At 62.4% G+C, this 20,133-nt stretch carries 16 protein-coding genes; 1 reads left to right on the top strand and 15 read right to left on the bottom strand.

From position 1 onward, the window contains the following. Window positions 1-15 precede the first annotated feature (15 nt). The 15 genes from cybH to PverR02_RS14565 all read right to left on the bottom strand — a co-directional run bounded on the left by cybH (window position 16) and on the right by PverR02_RS14565 (window position 17,218). Window positions 16-699, bottom strand: a complete 684-nt coding sequence (cybH, locus tag PverR02_RS14630) for a Ni/Fe-hydrogenase, b-type cytochrome subunit (protein WP_046383281.1) — start codon at window positions 697-699, stop codon at window positions 16-18. Window positions 700-760: 61 nt separating this feature from the next. Then, entirely contained in the window at window positions 761-2,617 is a 1,857-nt protein-coding gene (locus tag PverR02_RS14625) for a nickel-dependent hydrogenase large subunit (RefSeq protein ID WP_017845591.1), read from the bottom strand. Window positions 2,618-2,623: 6 nt separating this feature from the next. Beyond that, on the bottom strand, window positions 2,624-3,724 hold the full coding sequence (locus PverR02_RS14620; RefSeq protein ID WP_017845590.1) for a hydrogenase small subunit: 1,101 nt from the start codon (window positions 3,722-3,724) through the stop codon (window positions 2,624-2,626). Between the two features lie 435 nt (window positions 3,725-4,159). Further along, window positions 4,160-5,215, bottom strand: a complete 1,056-nt coding sequence (locus PverR02_RS14615) for a HoxN/HupN/NixA family nickel/cobalt transporter (RefSeq protein ID WP_079443704.1) — start codon at window positions 5,213-5,215, stop codon at window positions 4,160-4,162. A 190-nt stretch (window positions 5,216-5,405) separates the two neighbouring features. Then, on the bottom strand, window positions 5,406-6,731 hold the full coding sequence (locus tag PverR02_RS14610) for a PAS domain-containing sensor histidine kinase (RefSeq protein ID WP_046383279.1): 1,326 nt from the start codon (window positions 6,729-6,731) through the stop codon (window positions 5,406-5,408). A 5-nt stretch (window positions 6,732-6,736) separates the two neighbouring features. Further along, window positions 6,737-7,192 carry a nickel-responsive transcriptional regulator NikR gene (gene nikR / locus PverR02_RS14605; RefSeq protein WP_046383278.1) on the bottom strand — a complete coding sequence of 152 codons (456 nt, stop codon included), beginning with the start codon at window positions 7,190-7,192 and terminating at the stop codon, window positions 6,737-6,739. Window positions 7,193-7,204: 12 nt separating this feature from the next. Continuing rightward, the gene (locus PverR02_RS14600) at window positions 7,205-8,662 is read right to left on the bottom strand and encodes a nickel-dependent hydrogenase large subunit (RefSeq protein WP_079443703.1); all 1,458 of its coding nucleotides are present in this window, start codon (window positions 8,660-8,662) and stop codon (window positions 7,205-7,207) included. Window positions 8,663-8,670: 8 nt separating this feature from the next. Next, complete coding sequence (locus tag PverR02_RS14595; RefSeq protein WP_046484070.1) at window positions 8,671-9,675, bottom strand: NADH-quinone oxidoreductase subunit B family protein; 1,005 nt, start codon at window positions 9,673-9,675, stop codon at window positions 8,671-8,673. Next, complete coding sequence (locus PverR02_RS14590; protein WP_226926216.1) at window positions 9,672-11,096, bottom strand: sigma-54-dependent transcriptional regulator; 1,425 nt, start codon at window positions 11,094-11,096, stop codon at window positions 9,672-9,674. The genes PverR02_RS14595 and PverR02_RS14590 overlap by 4 nt, the downstream gene beginning before the upstream one ends. Window positions 11,097-11,254: 158 nt before the next feature. Continuing rightward, the gene (locus tag PverR02_RS32610; protein ID WP_164886992.1) at window positions 11,255-11,392 is read right to left on the bottom strand and encodes a hypothetical protein; all 138 of its coding nucleotides are present in this window, start codon (window positions 11,390-11,392) and stop codon (window positions 11,255-11,257) included. 95 nt (window positions 11,393-11,487) lie between these two features. Continuing rightward, window positions 11,488-12,246: an SDR family NAD(P)-dependent oxidoreductase gene (locus PverR02_RS14585; RefSeq protein ID WP_046487322.1), complete on the bottom strand. Its 759-nt coding sequence runs from the start codon at window positions 12,244-12,246 to the stop codon at window positions 11,488-11,490. A 58-nt stretch (window positions 12,247-12,304) separates the two neighbouring features. After that, on the bottom strand, window positions 12,305-13,702 hold the full coding sequence (gene lpdA / locus PverR02_RS14580; protein ID WP_079443702.1) for a dihydrolipoyl dehydrogenase: 1,398 nt from the start codon (window positions 13,700-13,702) through the stop codon (window positions 12,305-12,307). 8 nt (window positions 13,703-13,710) lie between these two features. Next, on the bottom strand, window positions 13,711-15,222 hold the full coding sequence (locus PverR02_RS14575; protein ID WP_079443701.1) for a 2-oxo acid dehydrogenase subunit E2: 1,512 nt from the start codon (window positions 15,220-15,222) through the stop codon (window positions 13,711-13,713). Window positions 15,223-15,224: 2 nt separating this feature from the next. Then, entirely contained in the window at window positions 15,225-16,244 is a 1,020-nt protein-coding gene (locus PverR02_RS14570) for an alpha-ketoacid dehydrogenase subunit beta (RefSeq protein WP_046383272.1), read from the bottom strand. Window positions 16,245-16,255: 11 nt separating this feature from the next. Next, complete coding sequence (locus PverR02_RS14565; RefSeq protein WP_046383271.1) at window positions 16,256-17,218, bottom strand: thiamine pyrophosphate-dependent dehydrogenase E1 component subunit alpha; 963 nt, start codon at window positions 17,216-17,218, stop codon at window positions 16,256-16,258. A gap of 210 nt (window positions 17,219-17,428) precedes the next feature. On the opposite strand from PverR02_RS14565, the gene PverR02_RS32955 reads away from it, so the two are divergent. Further along, on the top strand, window positions 17,429-20,128 hold the full coding sequence (locus tag PverR02_RS32955) for a LuxR C-terminal-related transcriptional regulator (RefSeq protein ID WP_079443700.1): 2,700 nt from the start codon (window positions 17,429-17,431) through the stop codon (window positions 20,126-20,128). The last annotated feature ends 5 nt before the right edge of the window (window positions 20,129-20,133 follow it).

Genomic DNA, 20,133 nt, shown 5'->3' with positions numbered 1-20,133 from the left:
TTTCTACCAATCTGGTCATTTTTTAAAGGTCTTGTAGCCGGAAATCATTGCCCCGACCAAGCTCAGGCGCCCGTTGATTTCTTCGCGCACGGCGGCATAGATGTGGAACATGACGAATAGCACAATCACCCACATGCCCAAGTGATGCAGGACATGCACATTGTTGGATTGCCCCAGCAGCGGCAGTACCCAACCGAAGGTGCGTTCCTGCCAGGAGCCCATTTGCGCGCCTTCGCCATACAGCGCGAAGCCGGTCAGGATCATGAACAGCGAGGACAGCAAGAAGATGAAAAACATCGCGAAACGCGACAGCGGGTTGTGGCCGAACATCGGTTTTGGCGTCGGCCCGATGAACAGGTAGTAGCGCACCCAAGCGAGCATGTCGGTCCAGTAGACCTTGCTGGTCAGCGGCACCGAGAACAGTTCGCGGGCGTGATGATTGCCCACCAGCGCCCAATAGGCGCGCCCGATCATGGCGATGGTGAAAATGTACGCCGCGCTGAAATGCGCAAAGCGGATGTAGCCCATCACGAAATGGTCGCTGGCTTCGCCCGGTTGGGTCGCCAGCGGCGAACCGATCAAGTAGCCGGTGATGGCCAGCACCACAATGCAGGCGGCATTGATCCAGTGCCACAGGCGCACGGGCGCCTCGTACACGTATTCCGACGCGTCGAGGGGACTTTGAGTAGGTTGAGTCATAGCGTCACCTTTGGATGGGCAGGCGCCGTGGCGCCTGCCGAATGCAGCGTTGAACAATCGATCAACTGACCTTGACTGTGCTCAGCTCCGCGCCGTCCTCGCTCATCACGTGGGTGGCGCAGGCCATGCAAGGGTCGAAGGAATGCAGCGTGCGCAGGATTTCCACGGGCTGATCGGGGACGGCCACCGGCGTGTTCATCAGCGCGGCCTCGAAAGCACCGATCTGACCCTTGGCGTCACGCGGGCTGCCGTTCCAGGTGCTGGGCACGACGCACTGGTAGTTCTCGATCTTGCCGTTCTTGATCCGGATCCAGTGGCCGAGTGCGCCGCGTGGCGCGGCAACGATGCCGACCCCTTTGGCCTCGGCAGGCCAGGTGGACGGGTCCCATTTTTCGACGTTGGCGGTGGCACGGTCGCCGTTGCGGATATTGGTCATCAACTCGTTCCAGTCGTCGACCATCATTTCTGCGCAGTACTCGGCTTCCAGGGCGCGGGTCAGCGTTCGGCCGATCGTGCTGGGCAACAGTTGCTTGGCACTGAGGTTGGTTTCTGCCAGGCCCAGGGCTTTTGGCAAGTCGAGGTTGACGGCTCGCAGCGAACCTTCCAGTTGTTCCTTGACCCGCTGGCAATGCGGGTTGCCTTTGAGGGCATGGGCATAGCCCAGGATGTAACGCGCCAACGGCCCGACTTCCATGGCATGACCGCGCCAGCGCGGCGATTTGACCCACGAATATTTGGCGCTTTCGTCGACTTCTTCGATGTTGGTGCGGGTGCCCTTGGTCTTGGCGCCCAGCTCGTAGTTCGGCTCGGTGATGCCGTCCCACGGGTGCAGGCCCTTGTCGTTGTCCGGGTAGTTGTACCAGGAGTGGGTCACGAACTCTTGCACTTGCTCGGGGTCGCGCGCGTCGACAGGCAGGATTTCGTCCCAGTTGCCGTTGAGGATCGCCCCGCCCGGCAATTGGTTGGTGCTGTCGTCGTAATTGACCTTGGCGTAGGTGCCATAATCCATCACGTTGGTCGCCGACAGACCGCCGCCGTGCAGCCAGCCTTTTTGCTTGTAGATAGTGCCAATGGCCAGCACGTCCGGCACATACACGTTGCGGCAGAAGGTCAGCGCTTCGTCGATGCGCGCCCGCACGAAGTTCAGGCGTTCCATATTCAACGGCGCACCGGCGGCCAGGTCGCCATCGATATTGATCGCGCAGGGCACGCCGCCGACCAGGTAGTTGGGGTGCGGGTTCTTGCCACCGAAGATGGTATGGATCTTCACCCACTCTTTCTGCAGGTCGAGGGCTTCAAGGTAATGGGTCACGGCCATCAGGTTGGCTTCAGGCGGCAGTTGGTAAGCCGGGTTGCCCCAGTACCCATTCATGAACGGCCCGAGCTGACCGCTTTCGACGAACTTCTTCAGACGGTTTTGCACGTCGCGGAAATAACCCGGCGAAGACAACGGGTGAGCCGGCGAAACGGTCTGCTGCAATTCCGAGGTGCGCTTGGGGTCTGCCTTGAGCGCAGACACCACGTCCACCCAGTCCAGTGCATGCAGGTGGTAGAAATGCACGGCGTGGTCATGGACTTGCAGGGTCTTGGCCATCATCTCGCGAATCAAGTGCGCGTTCGGCGGGATGCGAATGCCCAGCGCGTCCTCTACCGAGCGCACCGAGGCCAGCGCGTGGCAACCGGTGCAGACGCCGCAGATGCGCTCCACGAATGCCCAGGCGTCACGTGGGTCGCGGCCCTTGAGGATGACTTCGAGGCCGCGCCACATGGTGCCGGTGGAAACGGCGTTGCGGATAACGTTGTTGGCATCGAGGTTGACCTCGACGCGCATGTGGCCTTCGATACGGGTCACAGGGTCGACAACGATACGTCGGCCTGTGTTGTTGAGGTCGAAACCCTGAGTCGAATAGGTGCTCATTGGTGCTTATTCCTGTCTTGTCGCTGGGGCGTCGGGCGAGGTGGTGGGCGCTTTGCCGTTGCTGGCGCGTTTGAGGGCGGTGACGGCGGCATGGGCAGTGATCGCTGCGCCGACGGTGACGCCGGCAACCAGGCCGATTTCGTCCGCGTTCGCTTCAACGCCAAACTGGTTGATGCCGCTCAAGTGCTGATAGAACGAGCCCTTGTCCCAGAACCCCTCCTCCGAACAACCGATGCAGCCGTGGCCGGACTGAATCGGGAAGCTGGTGCCGCCATTCCAACGCACGGTCGAGCAGGCGTTGTAGGTGGTCGGGCCTTTGCAGCCGACTTTGTAAAGGCAGTAGCCCTTGCGCGCCGCGTCATCGTCCCAGGACTCGACGAACTGACCGGCGTCGAAGTTCGGACGGCGGTAGCACTTGTCGTGAATGCGCTGGCTGTAGAACATTTTCGGCCGGCCCTGACGGTCCAGCTCAGGAATGCGGTCGAAGGTCAGCATGTAGGTGATCACCCCGGTCATGACTTCGGCGATCGGCGGGCAGCCCGGCACTTTGATGATCGGTTTGTCGGTGATGACCTTGTGAATCGGCACGGCCTGGGTCGGGTTCGGCTTGGCGGCCTGTACGCAGCCCCAACTGGCGCAGGAGCCCCAGGAAATGATCGCCTTGGCATCGCGTGAAACGCGCTTCAACTGCTCGACGAAGGGCTTGCCGCCAATGATGCAACTCATACCGTCCTGGTTCAGTGGCGGGTTGCCCTCGACGGCCAGGATGTAGTTGCCCTTGTACTTGGTCATGACCTCGTCAAGGATCGCCTCGGCCTGATGCCCGGCGGCGGCCATCAAGGTGTCGTCGTAATCCAGGGAGATCATCGACAGCACCACGTCCTTGGCCAGCGGATGCGCGGAGCGGATGAATGACTCCGAGCAACAGGTGCATTCCAGGCCGTGCAGCCAGAGGACTGGCGTGCGTGGCTTGTTCTCCATGGCCCAGGCGATTTTGGGCATGAATGCCGGGCCCAGCCCCAGCGACGTTGCGGTCAAGGAACAAAATTTGAGAAAGCTGCGGCGCGAGATGCCTTGTCTGCGCATCACCTCGTAAAACGTTTCCATTACTTTATTTCTCCTCCCCGAGAAGGTGCTTCAACGGGGGCTGCACTCGGTGTGTTGGAAATCTGTGCCCGACCAGGTGAGTCAGGCGCCATGCCGTCGGCTACAAAGGCCATCAGTTCTATGGGGTGTTGAGGCTGCAGCCTGGGCATGATTGCGACGGCTGCTGGAAACATGCGGGTAACCCATGACGTTCAGTTATCTGGTAAGTACAAGACCTGTGCCATTTCGCCGCGGTGTAGATAAATTGCTTACTAATTAATTTATCTACATGTTTTTAAAGGACTTTTACTTTTTCACCGAGCGCATTGAGACACCTTGTAACAAACCCGAACTGGAATGTTTGTTTCCACTATTTATGCAGCCTGGAAACCATGTGTCCGGCTTGGCAAGTGGCTGGCGAGAGAACCTCGCCAGGCGCTGAAAGGAAGAGAAGGTTCAGGCGAGCGTCGCGTCCAGGCGGTCGTAACCCTTGAAGCGGTAGAACAACACGGAAACGGCCCAGGTCAGGATGAATATCCCGACGATCAGGTAGCCGATCATGCCGAAGTTGTCGGTCAGCGCAGTGATGAAATCCCACACACCGCCGTGCAGATCCCAGCGCGCCGCGACCAGCCCGAGCACTTCCACCCCGCCCACCAGCAATGCCACCAACACCGACATGGACGTGATGGTCAGGTTGTAATAGAGCTTGCGTGCCGGGTTGACCAGTGCCCAGTGGTAAGCACCGGTCATCATCACGCTGTCGGCGGTGTCGACCAGCGCCATGCCGGCCGTGAAGAGCGCCGGGAACACCAGAATCGACCAGATCGGCAGGCTCTGCGAGGCTTGCACCGCAGCGATCCCCAGCAGGCCGATTTCCGTGGCGGTATCAAAACCCAGGCCGAACAGCAGGCCCAGCGGATACAGGTGCCAGGGACGGCTGATCAGGCGGAACAGCGGGCGCAACAGTCGGGCGATGGGGCCACCGCCGGTGAGTATCGCGTTCATTTCTTGCTCGCCGATCCGTTCGCCGCGCCGCACGCGGCCAAACGCCTGGTACACCGAGCGCAGGATGAGCAGGTTGATCAACGCCACCAGCAACAGGAAGGCGGCAGACACCGAGGTGCCAATCAGCCCGCCGAGGCCGTGAAAGGCTTCGATTTCGCTTTTGAACGCCGTGGCCGTCAGTGCGATGCCGAGCGAAGCCAGGATCACCACGGTGCTGTGCCCGAGCGAGAAAAACAGGCCGACACTCGCAGTCTGCCGGCCTTCCTGGATCAGCTTGCGGGTGGCGTTGTCGATGGCGGCGATGTGATCGGCATCCACGGCATGGCGCAGGCCGAAGCTGTAGGCCAGAAAGGCGGTGCCGAGCAACAGCGGATAGTCATGGAAGGCCGTGAAAGCCCAGGCCCAGGCCAGCAGGTTGGCAGCGACCAGGCCGGCGAAAATGGCCAGGACGCGATGTTTGAACGTCAAAGGCGCACGAGTCGGTGAAACAGGATGCAAGGGCATGCGAACTCCAGAAAGATGGGTTCAAGTATGAAGAAACGAAAAAACCTCATACAAACCCTGTGCCAGTTTGCGTGCCGAGTACCATTCAGGCGTGGTCGGGCGCTCGCAGAACATGGCGGCTGGACAGTGACTGTCCAGCCGAGCCGATAACTGGACAATGAGCTTCCAGCGCCGCTGCCGGATTATCGGCTCAGGCGGGCCCGGCTTCGGGCAGCGTCACGGTGAACTGCGCACCGCCCTCGGGGTGATTGGCGGCCACCATCCGACCGCCACAGCGTTCGATGATGCCGTAGCTGATCGACAGGCCCAGGCCCGTGCCTTTGCCCACGGACTTGGTGCTGAAGAACGGGTCGAACACCTGGCTCAGGTGTTTCTCTGCGATACCCGCACCGTTGTCGCGTAAACGCAGGGTGACCCAGCCCGGCTCCTGGGTCACCTCGATCCAGACTGTCGGCAAGGCCTGGTTGGCCGCTTGCGCGGCATCGTAGGCGTTCTGCATCAGGTTCATCAGCACTTGCAGCAGTTGCCCGGCATTGCCGCGCACCGGCGGTGTGTCAACGGCCTGCCAATGCACCTGCAGATCGGGCGCGACGCCACGGCAGACCCAGTGGATGGCGCGCTCGATGACGTCATTGAGGTCGACCTCGCCCAGCGCTTCACGATCCACCGCCGAGAAGCGCTTCAGGGCGCTGACGATGTCGGCGGTGCGTTGCGCGCCTTCCATGCTGCCCTCGATCAACGACGGCAAATCGCTCAGCAGCGGATCGATGCGTAGCTGTTGGCGCAAGGCTTGAAGACCGGCGTGCGACTCGCCGCCGTGGACCGCTTGCAGGTACTGCTGCAGGCGTTTGCCATAGCTGTCGAGCACATGCGCGTTGGCCAGCACGAAGCTGATGGGGTTGTTCAGTTCGTGGGCGACACCAGCCACCAGGCGCCCCAGCGAGGCCATTTTTTCCGCGTGCAACAGTTGCTGTTGAGTGCGCTTGAGCGCCTCGTGGGCCTCGTGCAGTTGGCGATACGCGTGCTGGAGTTCGCCCAGCGGTCGCCCCACCAGCACGTGCCCGATAAAGCGTCCATTGCCCGTGCTGCGCACGGTGCAACTGACGTCCACGGGCACCGGCGCGCCGTTGACATCCTTGAAGTTGACCTCCAGCGAGGCGCTGGCGTTGGGATGGCGCAGGCTGGCGAGGGTCTGGCGCAACTGGGTTTCACTGTGGGGGTCGGCCAACAAGACATAGGCCGGGCTGCCGGACAATGACTGTTCATCACGGCCGACCAGCGTGCGCAGCGCGCTGTTGCTCTCCTCGATGCGCCCTTGCGGGTCGCAGGCCAGCAACACGTCGGACATCGACGACAGTAACCCGGCGATGAACTGCTGCGACTGCTCCAGTTCGACGTTCTTCTCTTCCAGGGCGATTTCATCTTGCACCAGCTTGGAATAGACCTCGTCCATCCTCGCGATGACTTCGATCCAGGCGTCTTCGTCGAGGCTGCCGGGTGGCGGTTTACGGGCCATGGTCGTCAGCTTTTAGGGTGCAGATGCAGGTGACTGTGGGCCTGCTCGTGGCTCGCGCCCTGCTCCACCGGGATCAGGTTCAGCGAGCCATGACGCACGCCGCGTTCGGCGCACACGCGATGGGCAAAATCGCGCACTTCATCGGACGAGCCCTTGAGCATCAGGCTTTCCAGGCAGTTGTCGTGATCCAGATGCACATGCTGGCTGGCAATGGTCAGGTGATGATGCGCGTGCTGCAGGTCCATCACCCGTTCGGTGAGGGTGCGCGAATGGTGATCGTAAACGAAGCTCAGGTTGGCCACGCAATGCGGCGCCTGGCCTTGCTCCAGACGCGCCTGTTCGATATGCCGCCGCAAAATGTCGCGCATGGCCTCGGAACGGTTGTGGTAACCCTGGTCGCGAATCAGCGCGTCCAGTTCCTCAGCGAGGCCACGGTCCAGGGAAATGGTCAGGCGTTCCATGGGATTTCCTTTTCAATGCACCGTGCAAACCATGCACGGGTCAAAAGAACGAACGATATGTTGCACCGCTACCGGGCTTTTTTCGCCGGGTAACACGGGAGCACCCTGCAAGGCTTGTTCCAATGCCCCGGGCTGGCCCTGGGCATCGCGTGGCGAGAAGTTCCAGGTGGTCGGGGCGATGATCTGGTAGCGGGCGATTTTCCCGTGCTCCACCTCCAGCCAATGCCCCAGTGCGCCACGCGCCGCTTCGGTCAGGCCGACCGCGCGGCCTTTGTCGGGTAATGCTGCGGCGCGGTAATACGGCTCGCCGGGGCGCAGGGCAATCAACCAGCTTTCCATCAGCGGCACCACCTGCGCCAACTCCAGCAAACGCGCGAGCAGGCGGGTATAAACCGTTGCCGAACAGCGTGCCACGGCATCGCGCAGCAGCGCTTGGCCGGCAATCAACTGACGCGCAATGGCGCCGGTTTCCAGCACCGCGCCGGCCAGGCGCGGGGCTTTGTTCCAGGTATACGCGTCGGTTTTTTCCATCAACGGCTGGGTTTGCCCATCGGCCGGGTGGCGCGGGCCGCCAGCGTCGTCGAGCCAGGCATGCGCGCTGTCTTCGCGGATATCGTCCAGGTCCAGCGCTTGTGCACACTGGGTGACGCCATTCCACAGGCCGCGCGGGAACACCATCGAGCCGTCGGCTCGCGGATACGCCCCGTAGGAAAGATACAGCCCCGGCCCCGGCCCCAGATGCTCAAGCCCGGTGTCCAGGGCGATTTGCAGAAATTGACGGAAATCGCCCTGCCCCAGCGCTTCGGCGTGCCATGCCCAGAGCTCGCTTTCGCTGGTGAAACCATTGATACGCTCCAGCGGCGCGGCGAACAGCTCGCCTTCCAGAAACTGCCGGAACTCGCGAACGCGGGTCAGCAGGCGCAGGCGCTCGGCGGCATCGATGGCGCGGGTCGAGCCACCCGGTTGGATCGAGCCGGTGTGCGGCCACTTGCCGCCCAGTGTGCCGATCAAATCCAGCCAGCGTTTACGCGCAGAAATAGCCAGGCGCTGCTGGCTGCCCTGAAGCGGGGTAAAGCGCGCCACCGCGTCTGGATACCAAGGGCGCTCGGCGTACACCGGGCGCACGAAATCCGGCATGAAAAACAGGTAGAAATGGCTCAAGTGATCGGCGAGGTTTTCGGTGGCGGCCATCAGGTTGATTGCCAGCAGGCCGTTGTCCGGCGGCTGTACGCCGGCCAGCCCGGCCAGGGCGCGGGCGGCGGCGATCGATTGCGACACCGAGCAGATTCCGCAGATGCGTGGCGCGTAGGTCAGCGCATCGAGCGGTGCGTGTTGCAGCAGGATTTGCTCGAAGCCACGGTACATGGTGGCGTTGACCCGTGCCGAACGCACATGACCATCTTCCACGTCCAGTTGTACTTCCAGATCGCCTTCAACCCGATTGAATGGGCCGACCACCAAACGTGACATGCAAACTCCTAACGGCGGGGGGTGCGTACCGACGGCGCGATCAGCGGGTGATCGGACGTCGCATTCTGTTTGACGCGCTTGGGGGTGGCTGACTTGGACAGCGCCGACAGGGCGACGAACCAGGCCTTGGGCATGTCGATGGGCAAACCGATGGGAATGCCCGCCAGCTTCGGCGTGCGCTGAAACGCGTGCCCCGGTTCTTCGAAGCCCGGGGCGGTGCAGTTGATGCAGGCAAACCCGCCACGGGTACACGAGCCCTCGCCGTTCCACAGGCGGGTATTGCAGTCGCCGTGGGCCTGGGTGCCTTTGCAGCCGAGGTTTTCCATCATGCAGCCCAGGTCCGAGGGCTTTTCCGCACTGGCTTTGTATTCGTAGAACTCATTGCGCGTGCAGCCCTGATGCACCAGTTGGTCGGCGTAGAAACGCGGGCGCCCGATGACGTCCAGATCGGCCTCGGCGAACAGCCCGGCGGCCAGCGCCATCAAGGTGTCGGTCACCCAGCCGGGGTGCGTCGGGCAACCGGCCACGTTGATCACCGGCAAGCCGCGCAACGACCGATAATCGGCACCCAGCAGGCCGCCGCGATGCTCACCGTCAAATTGCAGGCCGCAGGCGTCGGTCGGGTTGCTGCCCGCAGCGGTGATGCCTCCGTAGGCCGCGCAAGTGCCGATGCCCAAGGTGTATTGGGCCACCGCCGCGAGTTTGCGCACCCAGTCGATCATCGGCGCATCGGTGCCCGCCAGCATGTGAAAGCGCCCGGTGCCGTGCGGGCCGCGCAGCAATGAGCCTTCGATGCACAAGGCATCGAGCCGGGTGCGACCTTGCAGGCAGTCCTCCAGGATATCCAGCACCTGATCACCGCTTTCAAGGGACAGCGATGGATGCCAGAGCAACTCAATCCCCGCACTGCGCCACATCGCGGAAAAATCCTGGGTATCGGCGCACAGCAAGGACATGTTGCAACCACCGCAACCGCCCGATTGCAGCCACAGCACTCGGAATGGGGTGTTCATCGGGCTTCCTCCAGGCCAAGACGGCGCAATTTCTGGCGCAGGCCCACGCGCGACAAGCCCAGTTCACGGGCCGCATGGGTTTTGTTCCAGCGGTGACGCAGCAGCGATTCCTTGAGTATGGTCGCTTCGATAGCGTCCAGTTGTTCTTGCAACGTACCCGTGGGGGGCGACAGGCGTATGTCGTTGGTGTTGCGTCCCTGGCCCTGCATGACGCGCCAGGAAAACGAATGAGCACCGATTTGCGAGCCTTCCGACAACGCAGCGGCGCGGTAGATTTCGTTGCGCAACTCGCGAATATTACCGGGCCATGGGTAACCGATCAGGCTCGCCAGGGCGTCGTCGGCGAAGTGCAGGTTTGGCAGGTCCAGTTCCAGGCGGGCATCGTCGAGCAGCTTTTTGGCGATGGGCATCAGGTCGGCGGTGCGCTCGCGCAACGGCGGCAAGCCCAGGCTGACCGTGGACAGCCGGTAATAAAGGTCGCTGCGAAAACGTCCGGTGGCGACATCCTGCTCCAGATCGCGATGGGTCGCCGCGATCACCCGCACATCGACCCGTACCGTGCTCGAGGCGCCGACCGGGCGCAGTTCGCCCTCTTGCAAGACGCGCAACAACTTGACCTGAAAAGCCGGCGAGGTGTCGCCGATTTCATCGAGTAGCAAGGTACCGCCATTGGCACGCTGGAACAGCCCGATGTGATCCTGATGCGCGCCGGTGAAGGCGCCGCGCTTGTGCCCGAACAGCTCGGACTCCAGCAAGGTATCGGGCAGCGCCGCGCAGTTCTCCATGACAAAGGCATTACTCGCACGCGGGCTGGCGTAATGGATGGCGCGGGCCAGCAACTCTTTGCCCGTGCCCGATTCGCCCAGCAGCAGCACCGACAAATCATAGCGGGCGACCCGGGCGGCCAACTCACAGACCGCATCCAGCGGGCCGCCGGGGCTGCGCACGATGCGCGAGAAATCGAAGGTGTCGCGTACCCGCTCCAGGGTTTCGCGGCTGCGGCGACGCAGCGCTGGCGTACCGGCGCGCAGTTCCAGGTCCAGTCGCTGCATATGGTTTTGCAACGATTGGCTCTCGACCGCATTGCGCACGGTGTTGAGCAGGTTTTCAGGCAGCCAGGGCTTGAGCAGGTACTGATAGATACCGGCCTGATTGACGCCCGCGATGATGTCTTCCGAATCGGTGTAGCCCGACAGCACGATGCGGACCACCCCCGGCCAGCGCTCGCGCACTTCCTTGAGAAATTCGATACCGCTGACATGGGGCATGCGCTGGTCGCAGAGGATCACCGCGACCACATGCTGTTCCAGCAGTTCGCGTGCTTGCCCGGCCGACTCGGCCAGCAGCACCTGGAATTCCTGATCGAGTACCCGGCGTAACGATTCGCGCGAACGCAGCTCATCGTCCACTACCAGGATCATGGGCAAGTCGGATTGCGAGTCGAATGGGGAGGTCATGAGTCAGCGAAAGGCCGATTATTGAAGTTCATTGCAACATTATGTTGCTGCAAGTCATGGCGTCGATGGTAGCACGGTGCCAAAAGCAGACGAGGGTTTTCCTTCTGAGGAGGCCGCCCTGTTCAATTGTTTTCTGGTCTGCTTCGTCGTCCTCGCCAGCAAATTCCCAGGAGGCTATGGCGCCGGGCGCGGCGCAGCGACCAGCCGAAATTCATGCCCACAGCCGCCAGCAGGATGGCGCTGTACAGCAGGGTCGACATGAGATCACACCGATAATGGCCAGGTAACTCCAGGCGCCCTCCCCGGGCGCCTTAGAGCACGTGGTGCTGTGCAGTGGCGCAAATCCTAGCCCGATTCAGGACACCTTCGGCTGTCCATCAGACGCCGTCACGCCCCCATCCACCGGCAAGTTCACCCCATTGACGAAACTCGCATCCGGGCTGGCCAAAAACGCAATCGCTGCCGCCACTTCGCTGGGCAAGGCCTCGCGCTGCATCGGGATGCGCTCGTTGAATTTGTCACGAATAGACTGTTCCCAATCCCAGGTCATTGCCGTACGCGTCAGGCTTGGGCATACCGCGTTGGCACGCACACCCTGGGCGCCATGATCCAGCGCCAGGGCCCGGGTGAAGTTGACCACCGCGCCCTTGCTCGCGCAGTAGAACGCCGCGCCCCAGTCGCCGCCCAACCCAGAAACAGAGGCGGTGCTGACAATATTACCCTTGCTTTGAATCAGGTGCGGCAACGCCAGCTTCGAGCAGAAAATCACCCCGTCGATGTTCACCGAGGCGATCTTGCGCCAGTCGGCTTCCGTGGTTTCAAGGGTGGTGCCGGGAATATGTACGCCGGCGTTATTGACCAGCACATCCAGCCGACCGAAACGCTCGATGGTTGCGTCGATCATCTGCTGTACCGAAGCCATGCTCGACACGTCGACCTTCACCGCCAGTACCTTGTCGACTGGTAGCTCGCTGGCCACCGCTTGGGCTTTTTCAAGGTTCCAGTCGGCCAACACCACATTCGCACCCTCATCGGCAAAACGCCTCGCGGTGGCTTCGCCGATGCCGGCTGCGGCGCCGGTGACCAATACGACTTTGTTCTGAAAACGTTGCATCGCTGCTTCCTTCTGCGGATGAACAATCGCGGCTCCAACACTCCGGAACCGCTGTCTTTTACTGATGCAGAGCCTTGCCACTGGCGGCCAACACCGCTTCGTGCATAGCTTCGCTCAATGTCGGGTGGGCGAAGATGACCTGGCTCAAGGCCTGGGCAGTCGCCTCCAGGCTATGGGCGATGCCAAAACCCTGGATCTGCTCGGTCACTTCCGGCCCAACCATATGTGCCCCCAGCAACTCGCCGCTGTCCGCATCGAAAATGGTCTTCACAAACCCCTTGGCCTCGCCCAACGCCAGGGCCTTGCCGTTGGCCTGATAGTCGAATCGGCCAATGTTCAGGTGCTTGCCGCTGGCCCTGGCCGCCGCTTCTGTCAGGCCCAGGCTGGCCACTTGCGGACGGGCGTAGGTGCACCCCGGAATAAAGGCTTTGTCCAGCGGGTGAACCCCGTCCACCCCGGCCAGTTTCTCGACACACAACACCCCTTCATGGCTGGCTTTGTGAGCCAGGCACGGCGCGCCAGCGACATCGCCGATGGCGTAGAGCCCGGCGACATTGGTGCGGCACCAGGGGTCTGTCTTGATAAACCCGCGCTCAATCTCCACCCCCAGCGCCTCCAACCCCAGGTCTTCAGTGTTGGCCTGAATCCCGGCGGCCAGCAGCACACGCTCCACCGCCAGCACCTCTTCGCGACCATCGGCCAGGCGCAAGGTGCAGCGCGCCTGATCGGCCTCACTGAATACTTCGGTCACAGTGGCCTGGGTCAGCACCCGGATACCGCGCTGTTCGAACTCGCGCTGCACCAGGCTGGCCACTTCCTGGTCTTCGACCGGCATGATCTGGCGCGCCACTTCCACCAGGGTCACGGCGCAGCCCAGGTCGTGGTAGAGGCTGGCAAACTCCACGCCAATGGCTCCCGAACCCACAATCAGCAAGGACGCCGGTACGGTCTGCGGCACCAGCGCCTCGAAGTAGCTCCAGATGCGTTGCCCGTCCGGCACTATCGCCGGCAGCGAGCGCGGCCGGGCGCCGGTGGCGAGGATGATGTGCTTGGCCCCAAGGGCCCGCTCACCCTCGGCCGAGGTGACACTGACACGCCCCTTGGCAGTCACGCGGGCACGGCCGTCAACCACCGTCACACCGTTTTTCTTGAGCAAATAGGCAATACCACCGGTGAGCGTTTTCGACACGTCCCGGCTGTGGGCCACCAGTTTCTGGATATCGAACTGAATGTTCTCGGCGCTGAAACCAAAGGCCTCCAGGTGCCGCAAGGTATGGGCCACCTCCGCGCCCTTGAGCATGGCCTTGGTGGGAATGCAGCCCCAGTTCAGGCAGATACCGCCCAAGTGCTGTTTTTCCACCAGGGCGGTATTGAGCCCCAGTTGCGCGGCACGAATCGCCGCCACATATCCGCCAGGGCCACCGCCGATAATCAGCACATCAAATTGATCGCTCATGGCAACTCCTAGACCAGCATCAGGGTGGGGTTTTCCACCAGGCGCTTGAGTTCCTTGAGGAAGGTCGCCCCCAACGCACCGTCGATAACCCGGTGGTCGCAAGACAACGACACGCTCATTTGCGTGCGTACCGCAGGTTGTCCTTCATGGGCCACCACGCGCTTTTCTCCGGCGCCGATGGCCAGGATTGCCCCTTGGGGTGGGTTGATAATCGCGTCGAACTGGCGCACACCGAGCATGCCCAGGTTGGAGATGCTGAAGGTGCCACCCTGGAACTCCTCGGGTTTCAAGGTACCGGCCTTGGCCCTGGTCGCCAGGCTGAGCATTTCCCCGGAGACTTCGGCCAGGCTCTTGCGGTTGGCCTGGCGGATGATCGGCGTGATCAGGCCACCGGGCAGCGCCACGGCAATGGAAATGTCTGCATCGCGGTAACGCCGTACTTCCTGGCGCTCGTCGTCGTATTGCACATTGACGTCGGGCACCTTGACCAGCGCCTGGGCGCAAGCCTTGATCAGCAGATCGTTGACCGAGATTTTCACCCCCGGCACCGAGGCGTTGATCTCAGCGCGCAATGCAAGCAAGCGCTCCAGATCAAAATCCGCATGCAGGCGAAAGTGCGGCGCATCACGTTTGGAGGCTTGCAGGCGCGCGGCAATGGCCTTGCGCATGCCGTTCATGGGCAGGGTTTCAAACGCCTCGCGACTATCAACCGTCGGCGCGGCCTGGGCCTGTGGCACCGCATCGGCGCCCCGGGCTTGGAGCACATCGGCCTTGCACACCCGACCGCGAGTGCCTGTAACGCGGCAGTCGTGGAGGTTGATGCCCCACTGCTGCGCCAGACGCCGGGCCACCGGTGTGGCGAGAACCTGGCTGTCATCGAGGCGCGAAGGTGCGGCCTGATTGGCTTTTTGCGCAGCCGCTCGGCTGGCGACTTGCCCGCCCTCGGCGCGCACTACGGCTTCAATATCCGCCACGCTGATGCGCCCTTCACGGCCCGAACCAGGCACCCGGCTCAGGTTGATATTGAGCTGCGCCGCCAGTTTCAATGCATGGGGCGTGGCGAACAACGCTTCGTCACTGGCGCCCAGCAACGCCTGTGGCACCTGCCAGGCGCCCGGCGTCTTGACCGACGGTTGCGACGCAGCGGCCGGCGCGCTGGCGGCCAACTTGACCAGCGGTTGTGCCGTGGTCTCAGCGGGTACAGATTCAGAAACTGGCGCCGGCTCAGCGACGCCACGCTGCGCCAGATACGCATCGATCTCGGCATCGCTGACCGAAGCGTCGGCGACAATCCCCAGCACACCGCCCACGGGAATGGTTTGCCCCGGTTGCGCCACTTTGCGCCGCAACACACCGGCAAAGGGCGCCTGCATCACGTTGGAAATCTTGCTGGTTTCAATCTCGCAGACTTCCTGCTGCGCGGCGAAGCTGTCGCCTTCCTCGATCAGCCAGTCAGTCAGCGTGCCCTCTTCCATCGACAGTCCCCATTTGGGCACTTCGATTGCGCGGATATCACTCATGGTCAGCCCTCCATCACTTTGCGAACGGCGGCTTCAATGCGTTGTACGCTAGGGATCCACGCTTGCTCCAGCACCGGTGAGAACGGAACCGGGGTGTGCGGCGGCGTGACCATGATGATCGGCGCCTTGAGGTGGTAAAACGCCTGGGACACGATCAGCGCGGCAATGTCATGGGCAAAGCCGATGCGCGCGGCCGACTCGTCGACAATCACCACGCGCCCGGTAGAGGCCACGGATTCGAGAATGCCCTCTTCGTCCAACGGCGACACGGTGCGCGGGTCCACTACCTCCACAGAGATCCCTTCAGCCGCCAGTTTGTCCGCCACCTCATTGGCTTTGTGCACCATGGCTGCCAGGGCAATGATGGTGACGTCGGTGCCTTCGCGGGTGTAGTTGGCGACGCCAAAAGGGATGGTGTAGGCGTGCTCGGGCACTTCGCCCTTGATGTCGTAGAGGATCTTGTGTTCACAGAACACCACCGGGTCGTCATCGCGGATCGCCTGAATCAGCAGGCCTTTGACGTCGTAAGGGCTGGACGGCACCACCACCTTGAGGCCCGGGGTGGTCGCGAAGATGTTGTAGGGCGACTGCGAGTGCTGGGCGGCCGCGGAGAACCCGGCGCCAATCATGCCGCGAATCACCAGCGGGGCCTTGGCCTTGCCGCCGAACATGTAACGGAACTTCGCCGCCTGGTTGTAGAGCATGTCGTGGCACACGCCGAAGAAATCCATGAACATCAACTCGGCCACCGGCCGCAGACCGGTCACCGCTGCGCCTGCGGCCATGCCGACGATCGCCGACTCGGTGATCGGTGTGTCGATCACCCGGGACGAGCCGAACTGGGTCCACAAGCCTTTGGTCACCCCCAGCACGCCACCGAAGGCTTCGCCCTTGCTGCCGACCTCGGCGGTACCGGCCTGGCCGCCGCAAACGTCTTCCCCGATCAACACGACGCGCGGATCGAGTTCCATCTCCTGGGCCAGGGCTTCTTTGACTGCTTCACGAAAAGTACGAATTGCCATATTCCAAATCCTCAGTAAGAGACGTAAACGTCGGTCAGCAGGTTGTCCACCGATGGGTAATCGGCGATGCGAGCCTTGGCCACCGCGTCATCGACCTGGGCCTGGACCTCGTCATCGATGGCTTGCAGTTCCTCTGCGGATATTTGCCCCTCGACTTGCTTACTGAAAATTTGCAGCGGGTCGTTGTCTCGGCGCAGGCGCTCCACTTCGCCGTCGGCGCGATACAGCATCGGGTCGCCTTCGAAATGCCCGTGCCAGCGGTGGGCAACAGCCTCGATGGCACTCGGGCCTTCACCATTGCGTGCCCGCTCCACCGCGACGGCTACGGCTTCGTAGACGGCAAAGAAGTCGGTACCGTCGACCTTCACCGCAGGCATGCCGAAGCTGGCGGCGCGGTTGGCGATATCCCGGCCACCGACCGCGTAATCGTGGCCGGTGGCTTCGCCGAAACCGTTGTTCTCGAACACGAATACCGTTGGCAACTTGAGCACCACGGCCATGTTCATGGCTTCAAATACCAGGCCTTGGTTGGAGCCACCGTCGCCGGTGAACGACACCGCCACATTGCGCGTGCCCAGGGTTTTCGCCGTGAGTGCGGCGCCAATGGCCAGGGGCGGTGCGCCGCCGACGATGGCGTTGGCGCCCAGCATGCCCTTGCTCAGGTCGGCAATGTGCATGGAGCCGCCCTTACCCCGGCACAGGCCCGACTCCTTGCCAAAGATCTCCGCCATCATGCCGTGCAGGTCACAGCCCTTGGCGATGCAGTGGCCGTGACCACGGTGAGTCGAGCCGATATAGTCAGCGTCTGTCAGGTTCTCGCAGACGCCAACGGCGATTGCTTCCTCGCCGCTGTACAAGTGGATGAAGCCGGGGATATCCCCAGTGGTGTTTTCCTGGTGCAGCCGCTCCTCGAACACGCGAATCTCGCGCATCTTGCGATAGGCCTGAAGCAGTTTTGACTTGCTAAGCGACATGGGCTCGCCCTCATCTCTGGTTTTTTATAGGGGGGTCGATGACCTGAATCAGGCGACCGACGATGGCGTGGCGGTACGGTAAGAGGCTCTGGCCGATGCCATAACTACCCGGATGGGGGGGCGGTAATTGCCGCTTGAGGGGATTAACCTTGCAAAACGAGGGTCTACAAAAATAATGATCGATACTCGACCACACCAAGACGACCATCCATGGAACACCTGACATTGCCTGCCTACAGCCAGGGCGCGTTCAGCCTCCGTCATGGCTTGCCGCTGATCAGCACCAAGCTCGGCCCGCCCCGCGCGGCCGGCACCCTGCTGAGCCGCTCGCGCCTGCTGGAAAAACTCGACCTATTGCACGAACGCAGTCTGGCACTGGTGTGCGGCGCGGCCGGTTTCGGCAAGACCACCCTGCTCAGCCAATGGCGCCAGTGCCTGCTCGACCAGGGCCACAGCGTGGCGTGGTTGAGCCTGGACGAGCAGGACGATAGTCCCGAATACTTTCGTCGTTATCTGCTGGCCGCCCTGCGCAGCGCCGACCCGGCCTTGGCCGATTTGACCGGCGACCTGCAGCCGTCCGCACAAGGCTTTATGCGCGCCTTGATCAACCAGCTCAACCTGCGCCAACAGCCGCTGTATTGGGTGCTAGACGATGTGCATCTGGTCCGCCATCAGTTGATAGAGCAAGACCTGCTGGAACTGGTGCTGCACGCCCCCGCTTGCCTGCACCTGTTGATTGGCAGCCGTAACGCCGCGCAATTGCCCTTGAGCCGCCTGCGCGCACGCAACCAACTGGTGGAAATCGACGCCAACGCGTTGCGCTTCAACCTCGACGAAGCAGCGGGCTATTTTTCCCGCACCACCGATCTCAAGCTGGACACCGCCGACCTGCAACGCCTGCTGAGCCTGACCGAAGGCTGGATCACCGGGATCCAGATGGCATCCTTGGCACCGCCCACCGGCAGTGACCCGGTGCGCCGCTGGGCACATCTGGAACGCGGATCGCGGGTGATCGGTGGTTATCTGCAAGACGTGGTGCTGGAGCCTCTGCCGCCCCGGGTGCAGAGCTTCCTGCTGCACACCTCGATCCTCAATCGCTTCACCGCGTCTTTGTGCAACGCCATTACCGGGCGCGAGGACGGCGAACAGATGCTAGGGTTCATCGAACAGCACAACCTGTTCATTTGCTCCCTCGATCCCCAGGGGCATTGGTTCCGCTACCACGCGCTGTTTGCCGAGACCCTTCACCAGCGCCTGTCCGCCAGCAACACCGATGTTGCCCAACTGCATCAACGCGCCAGCAACTGGCTGGCCGCCCATCAATACTGGGCTGAAGCCATCCGCCATGCCTTGGCCGCCGGACAACTGGCCAACAGCACCACCTGTGCCGACAAGGGTGCCCAGTCCCTCGCCGAAGAAGGCGATATCGACACCCTGGTGCGCTGGCTGCAAAACCTGCCGCTGAGCGCCTTGTCGCCCCTGGACGAGCAACGCATCGACCTGCAACTGAACCTGAGCTGGGCCCTGGCCCACCACTTTCGTTTCGACGAATCACGGCAGTTGCTGCTCGACCTGCACCCATTGCTGGAACAGCCCGGCGTCAGCCCGCGCCTGCTGATCAAACGCCAGGTGATCTGCGCGATCAACGAGTCCTTCGCCGAACGCATCAGCCAGGGCCTGGAGCATGTGGAACCGCTACTGGCGCAGTTGCCCAGCGGGGATCGCTGGGTCGATGGCCTGGTGTGCAACATCCTCAGTTACGACTATCTGGTGCGCGGGCGTTATCAGGATGCGCAAGCCGTGCAACGGCACATGCCATGCCCGGCGACGCCTTCGGAGAACCTGTTTGTCAGTGTCTACCGCGCTTTTATTCTGGGCCTGAGCCATGTCCGCCAGGCGGACCTGGAGAGCGGCGAGCACTATTACCGCCAGGCCCTGGTACACGCCGAGCAACTGACAGGGGCGCAATCGAGCGGCAGCGCCACCCTCACCGCGCTGCTCGCCGAACTGTGGTACGAACGCGGTGACTGGCAGGCCTTGCACCGCGAACTGCAGCCACGGCTGCGTCAGGTGGACGCGATTGCGCCGCTCGATGCCCTGTTCAGCGCCTACCGCGCCCTGGCCCGCAGTGCGTTACACGCAGGCGACTACAGCCAGGCGCATCGTCTGCTGGAACACGCCCAACAACTGGCAACGCTACGGCGCTGGCCACGCCTGCAAGGGTTGCTGCTGGCCGAACAGATTCAGGCGCACCTTCACAGCAACGCCCCGTCCCAGGCCCGCCACTTGCTCCAGCAACTGGCCGACTTGAGCAGCCACCACCGGGCCGAGGCACCTTTGCACCAGGCCCTTGAGCGCAACCATCGAGTCAGCCATGCGTGTGTATTGGCCAATGACGGCAAACATGGCGAAGCCGCCCGCACCTGGGCACTGCAAGTGGATGAGGATGAGCGCGGCGGGCAAGTCCTCGATGGCTTGCGCGCACGTACGCACTGGGCGCTGAGCCTGTGGCGCGATGGCCAGGGCAAACAGGCGATGGAGGTGTTGCTGCCGGTGCTGGATACCGCACGCCGCCAACATATGAAACAGACATTACTCGACAGCGGCGCCGAGCTGACGGACCTGCTCAGCGCCCTCAAGGATCTCAAGGCACCGTTCAAAGACTACATACAACGCCTGCTGGACTCGACGCCCATCACCGAGCCTGACCTGGGCTGTGCCCTGAGCGAGCGCGAAAGCCAGACGCTGTTGCTGGTGGCTCAAGGGCAATCGAACAAGGAGATCGCCCGCAGCCTGGACATCTCCAGCGAGACCGTGAAATGGCATTTGAAGAATCTCTACGCCAAGCTCCAGGTCACCAGTCGCATCCAGGCCATGAGCCGGGCCCGGGAGCTTAGTCTGCTCGATTAGGCGCC

This window comes from Pseudomonas veronii, assembly GCF_002028325.1.
Taxonomy (GTDB): domain Bacteria; phylum Pseudomonadota; class Gammaproteobacteria; order Pseudomonadales; family Pseudomonadaceae; genus Aquipseudomonas; species Aquipseudomonas veronii.
This window is presented reverse-complemented; position numbering and strand designations above follow the sequence as displayed.

Bases quoted from the DNA above. Each gene is read 5' to 3' on its own strand.
- cybH (WP_046383281.1), bottom strand. From the start codon at position 699: ATGACTCAACCTACTCAAAGTCCCCTCGACGCGTCGGAATACGTGTAC.
- PverR02_RS14625 (WP_017845591.1), bottom strand. From the start codon at position 2,617: ATGAGCACCTATTCGACTCAGGGTTTCGACCTCAACAACACAGGCCGA.
- PverR02_RS14620 (WP_017845590.1), bottom strand. From the start codon at position 3,724: ATGGAAACGTTTTACGAGGTGATGCGCAGACAAGGCATCTCGCGCCGC.
- PverR02_RS14615 (WP_079443704.1), bottom strand. From the start codon at position 5,215: ATGCCCTTGCATCCTGTTTCACCGACTCGTGCGCCTTTGACGTTCAAA.
- PverR02_RS14610 (WP_046383279.1), bottom strand. From the start codon at position 6,731: ATGGCCCGTAAACCGCCACCCGGCAGCCTCGACGAAGACGCCTGGATC.
- nikR (WP_046383278.1), bottom strand. From the start codon at position 7,192: ATGGAACGCCTGACCATTTCCCTGGACCGTGGCCTCGCTGAGGAACTG.
- PverR02_RS14600 (WP_079443703.1), bottom strand. From the start codon at position 8,662: ATGTCACGTTTGGTGGTCGGCCCATTCAATCGGGTTGAAGGCGATCTG.
- PverR02_RS14595 (WP_046484070.1), bottom strand. From the start codon at position 9,675: ATGAACACCCCATTCCGAGTGCTGTGGCTGCAATCGGGCGGTTGCGGT.
- PverR02_RS14590 (WP_226926216.1), bottom strand. From the start codon at position 11,096: ATGATCCTGGTAGTGGACGATGAGCTGCGTTCGCGCGAATCGTTACGC.
- PverR02_RS32610 (WP_164886992.1), bottom strand. From the start codon at position 11,392: ATGTCGACCCTGCTGTACAGCGCCATCCTGCTGGCGGCTGTGGGCATG.
- PverR02_RS14585 (WP_046487322.1), bottom strand. From the start codon at position 12,246: ATGCAACGTTTTCAGAACAAAGTCGTATTGGTCACCGGCGCCGCAGCC.
- lpdA (WP_079443702.1), bottom strand. From the start codon at position 13,702: ATGAGCGATCAATTTGATGTGCTGATTATCGGCGGTGGCCCTGGCGGA.
- PverR02_RS14575 (WP_079443701.1), bottom strand. From the start codon at position 15,222: ATGAGTGATATCCGCGCAATCGAAGTGCCCAAATGGGGACTGTCGATG.
- PverR02_RS14570 (WP_046383272.1), bottom strand. From the start codon at position 16,244: ATGGCAATTCGTACTTTTCGTGAAGCAGTCAAAGAAGCCCTGGCCCAG.
- PverR02_RS14565 (WP_046383271.1), bottom strand. From the start codon at position 17,218: ATGTCGCTTAGCAAGTCAAAACTGCTTCAGGCCTATCGCAAGATGCGC.
- PverR02_RS32955 (WP_079443700.1), top strand. From the start codon at position 17,429: ATGGAACACCTGACATTGCCTGCCTACAGCCAGGGCGCGTTCAGCCTC.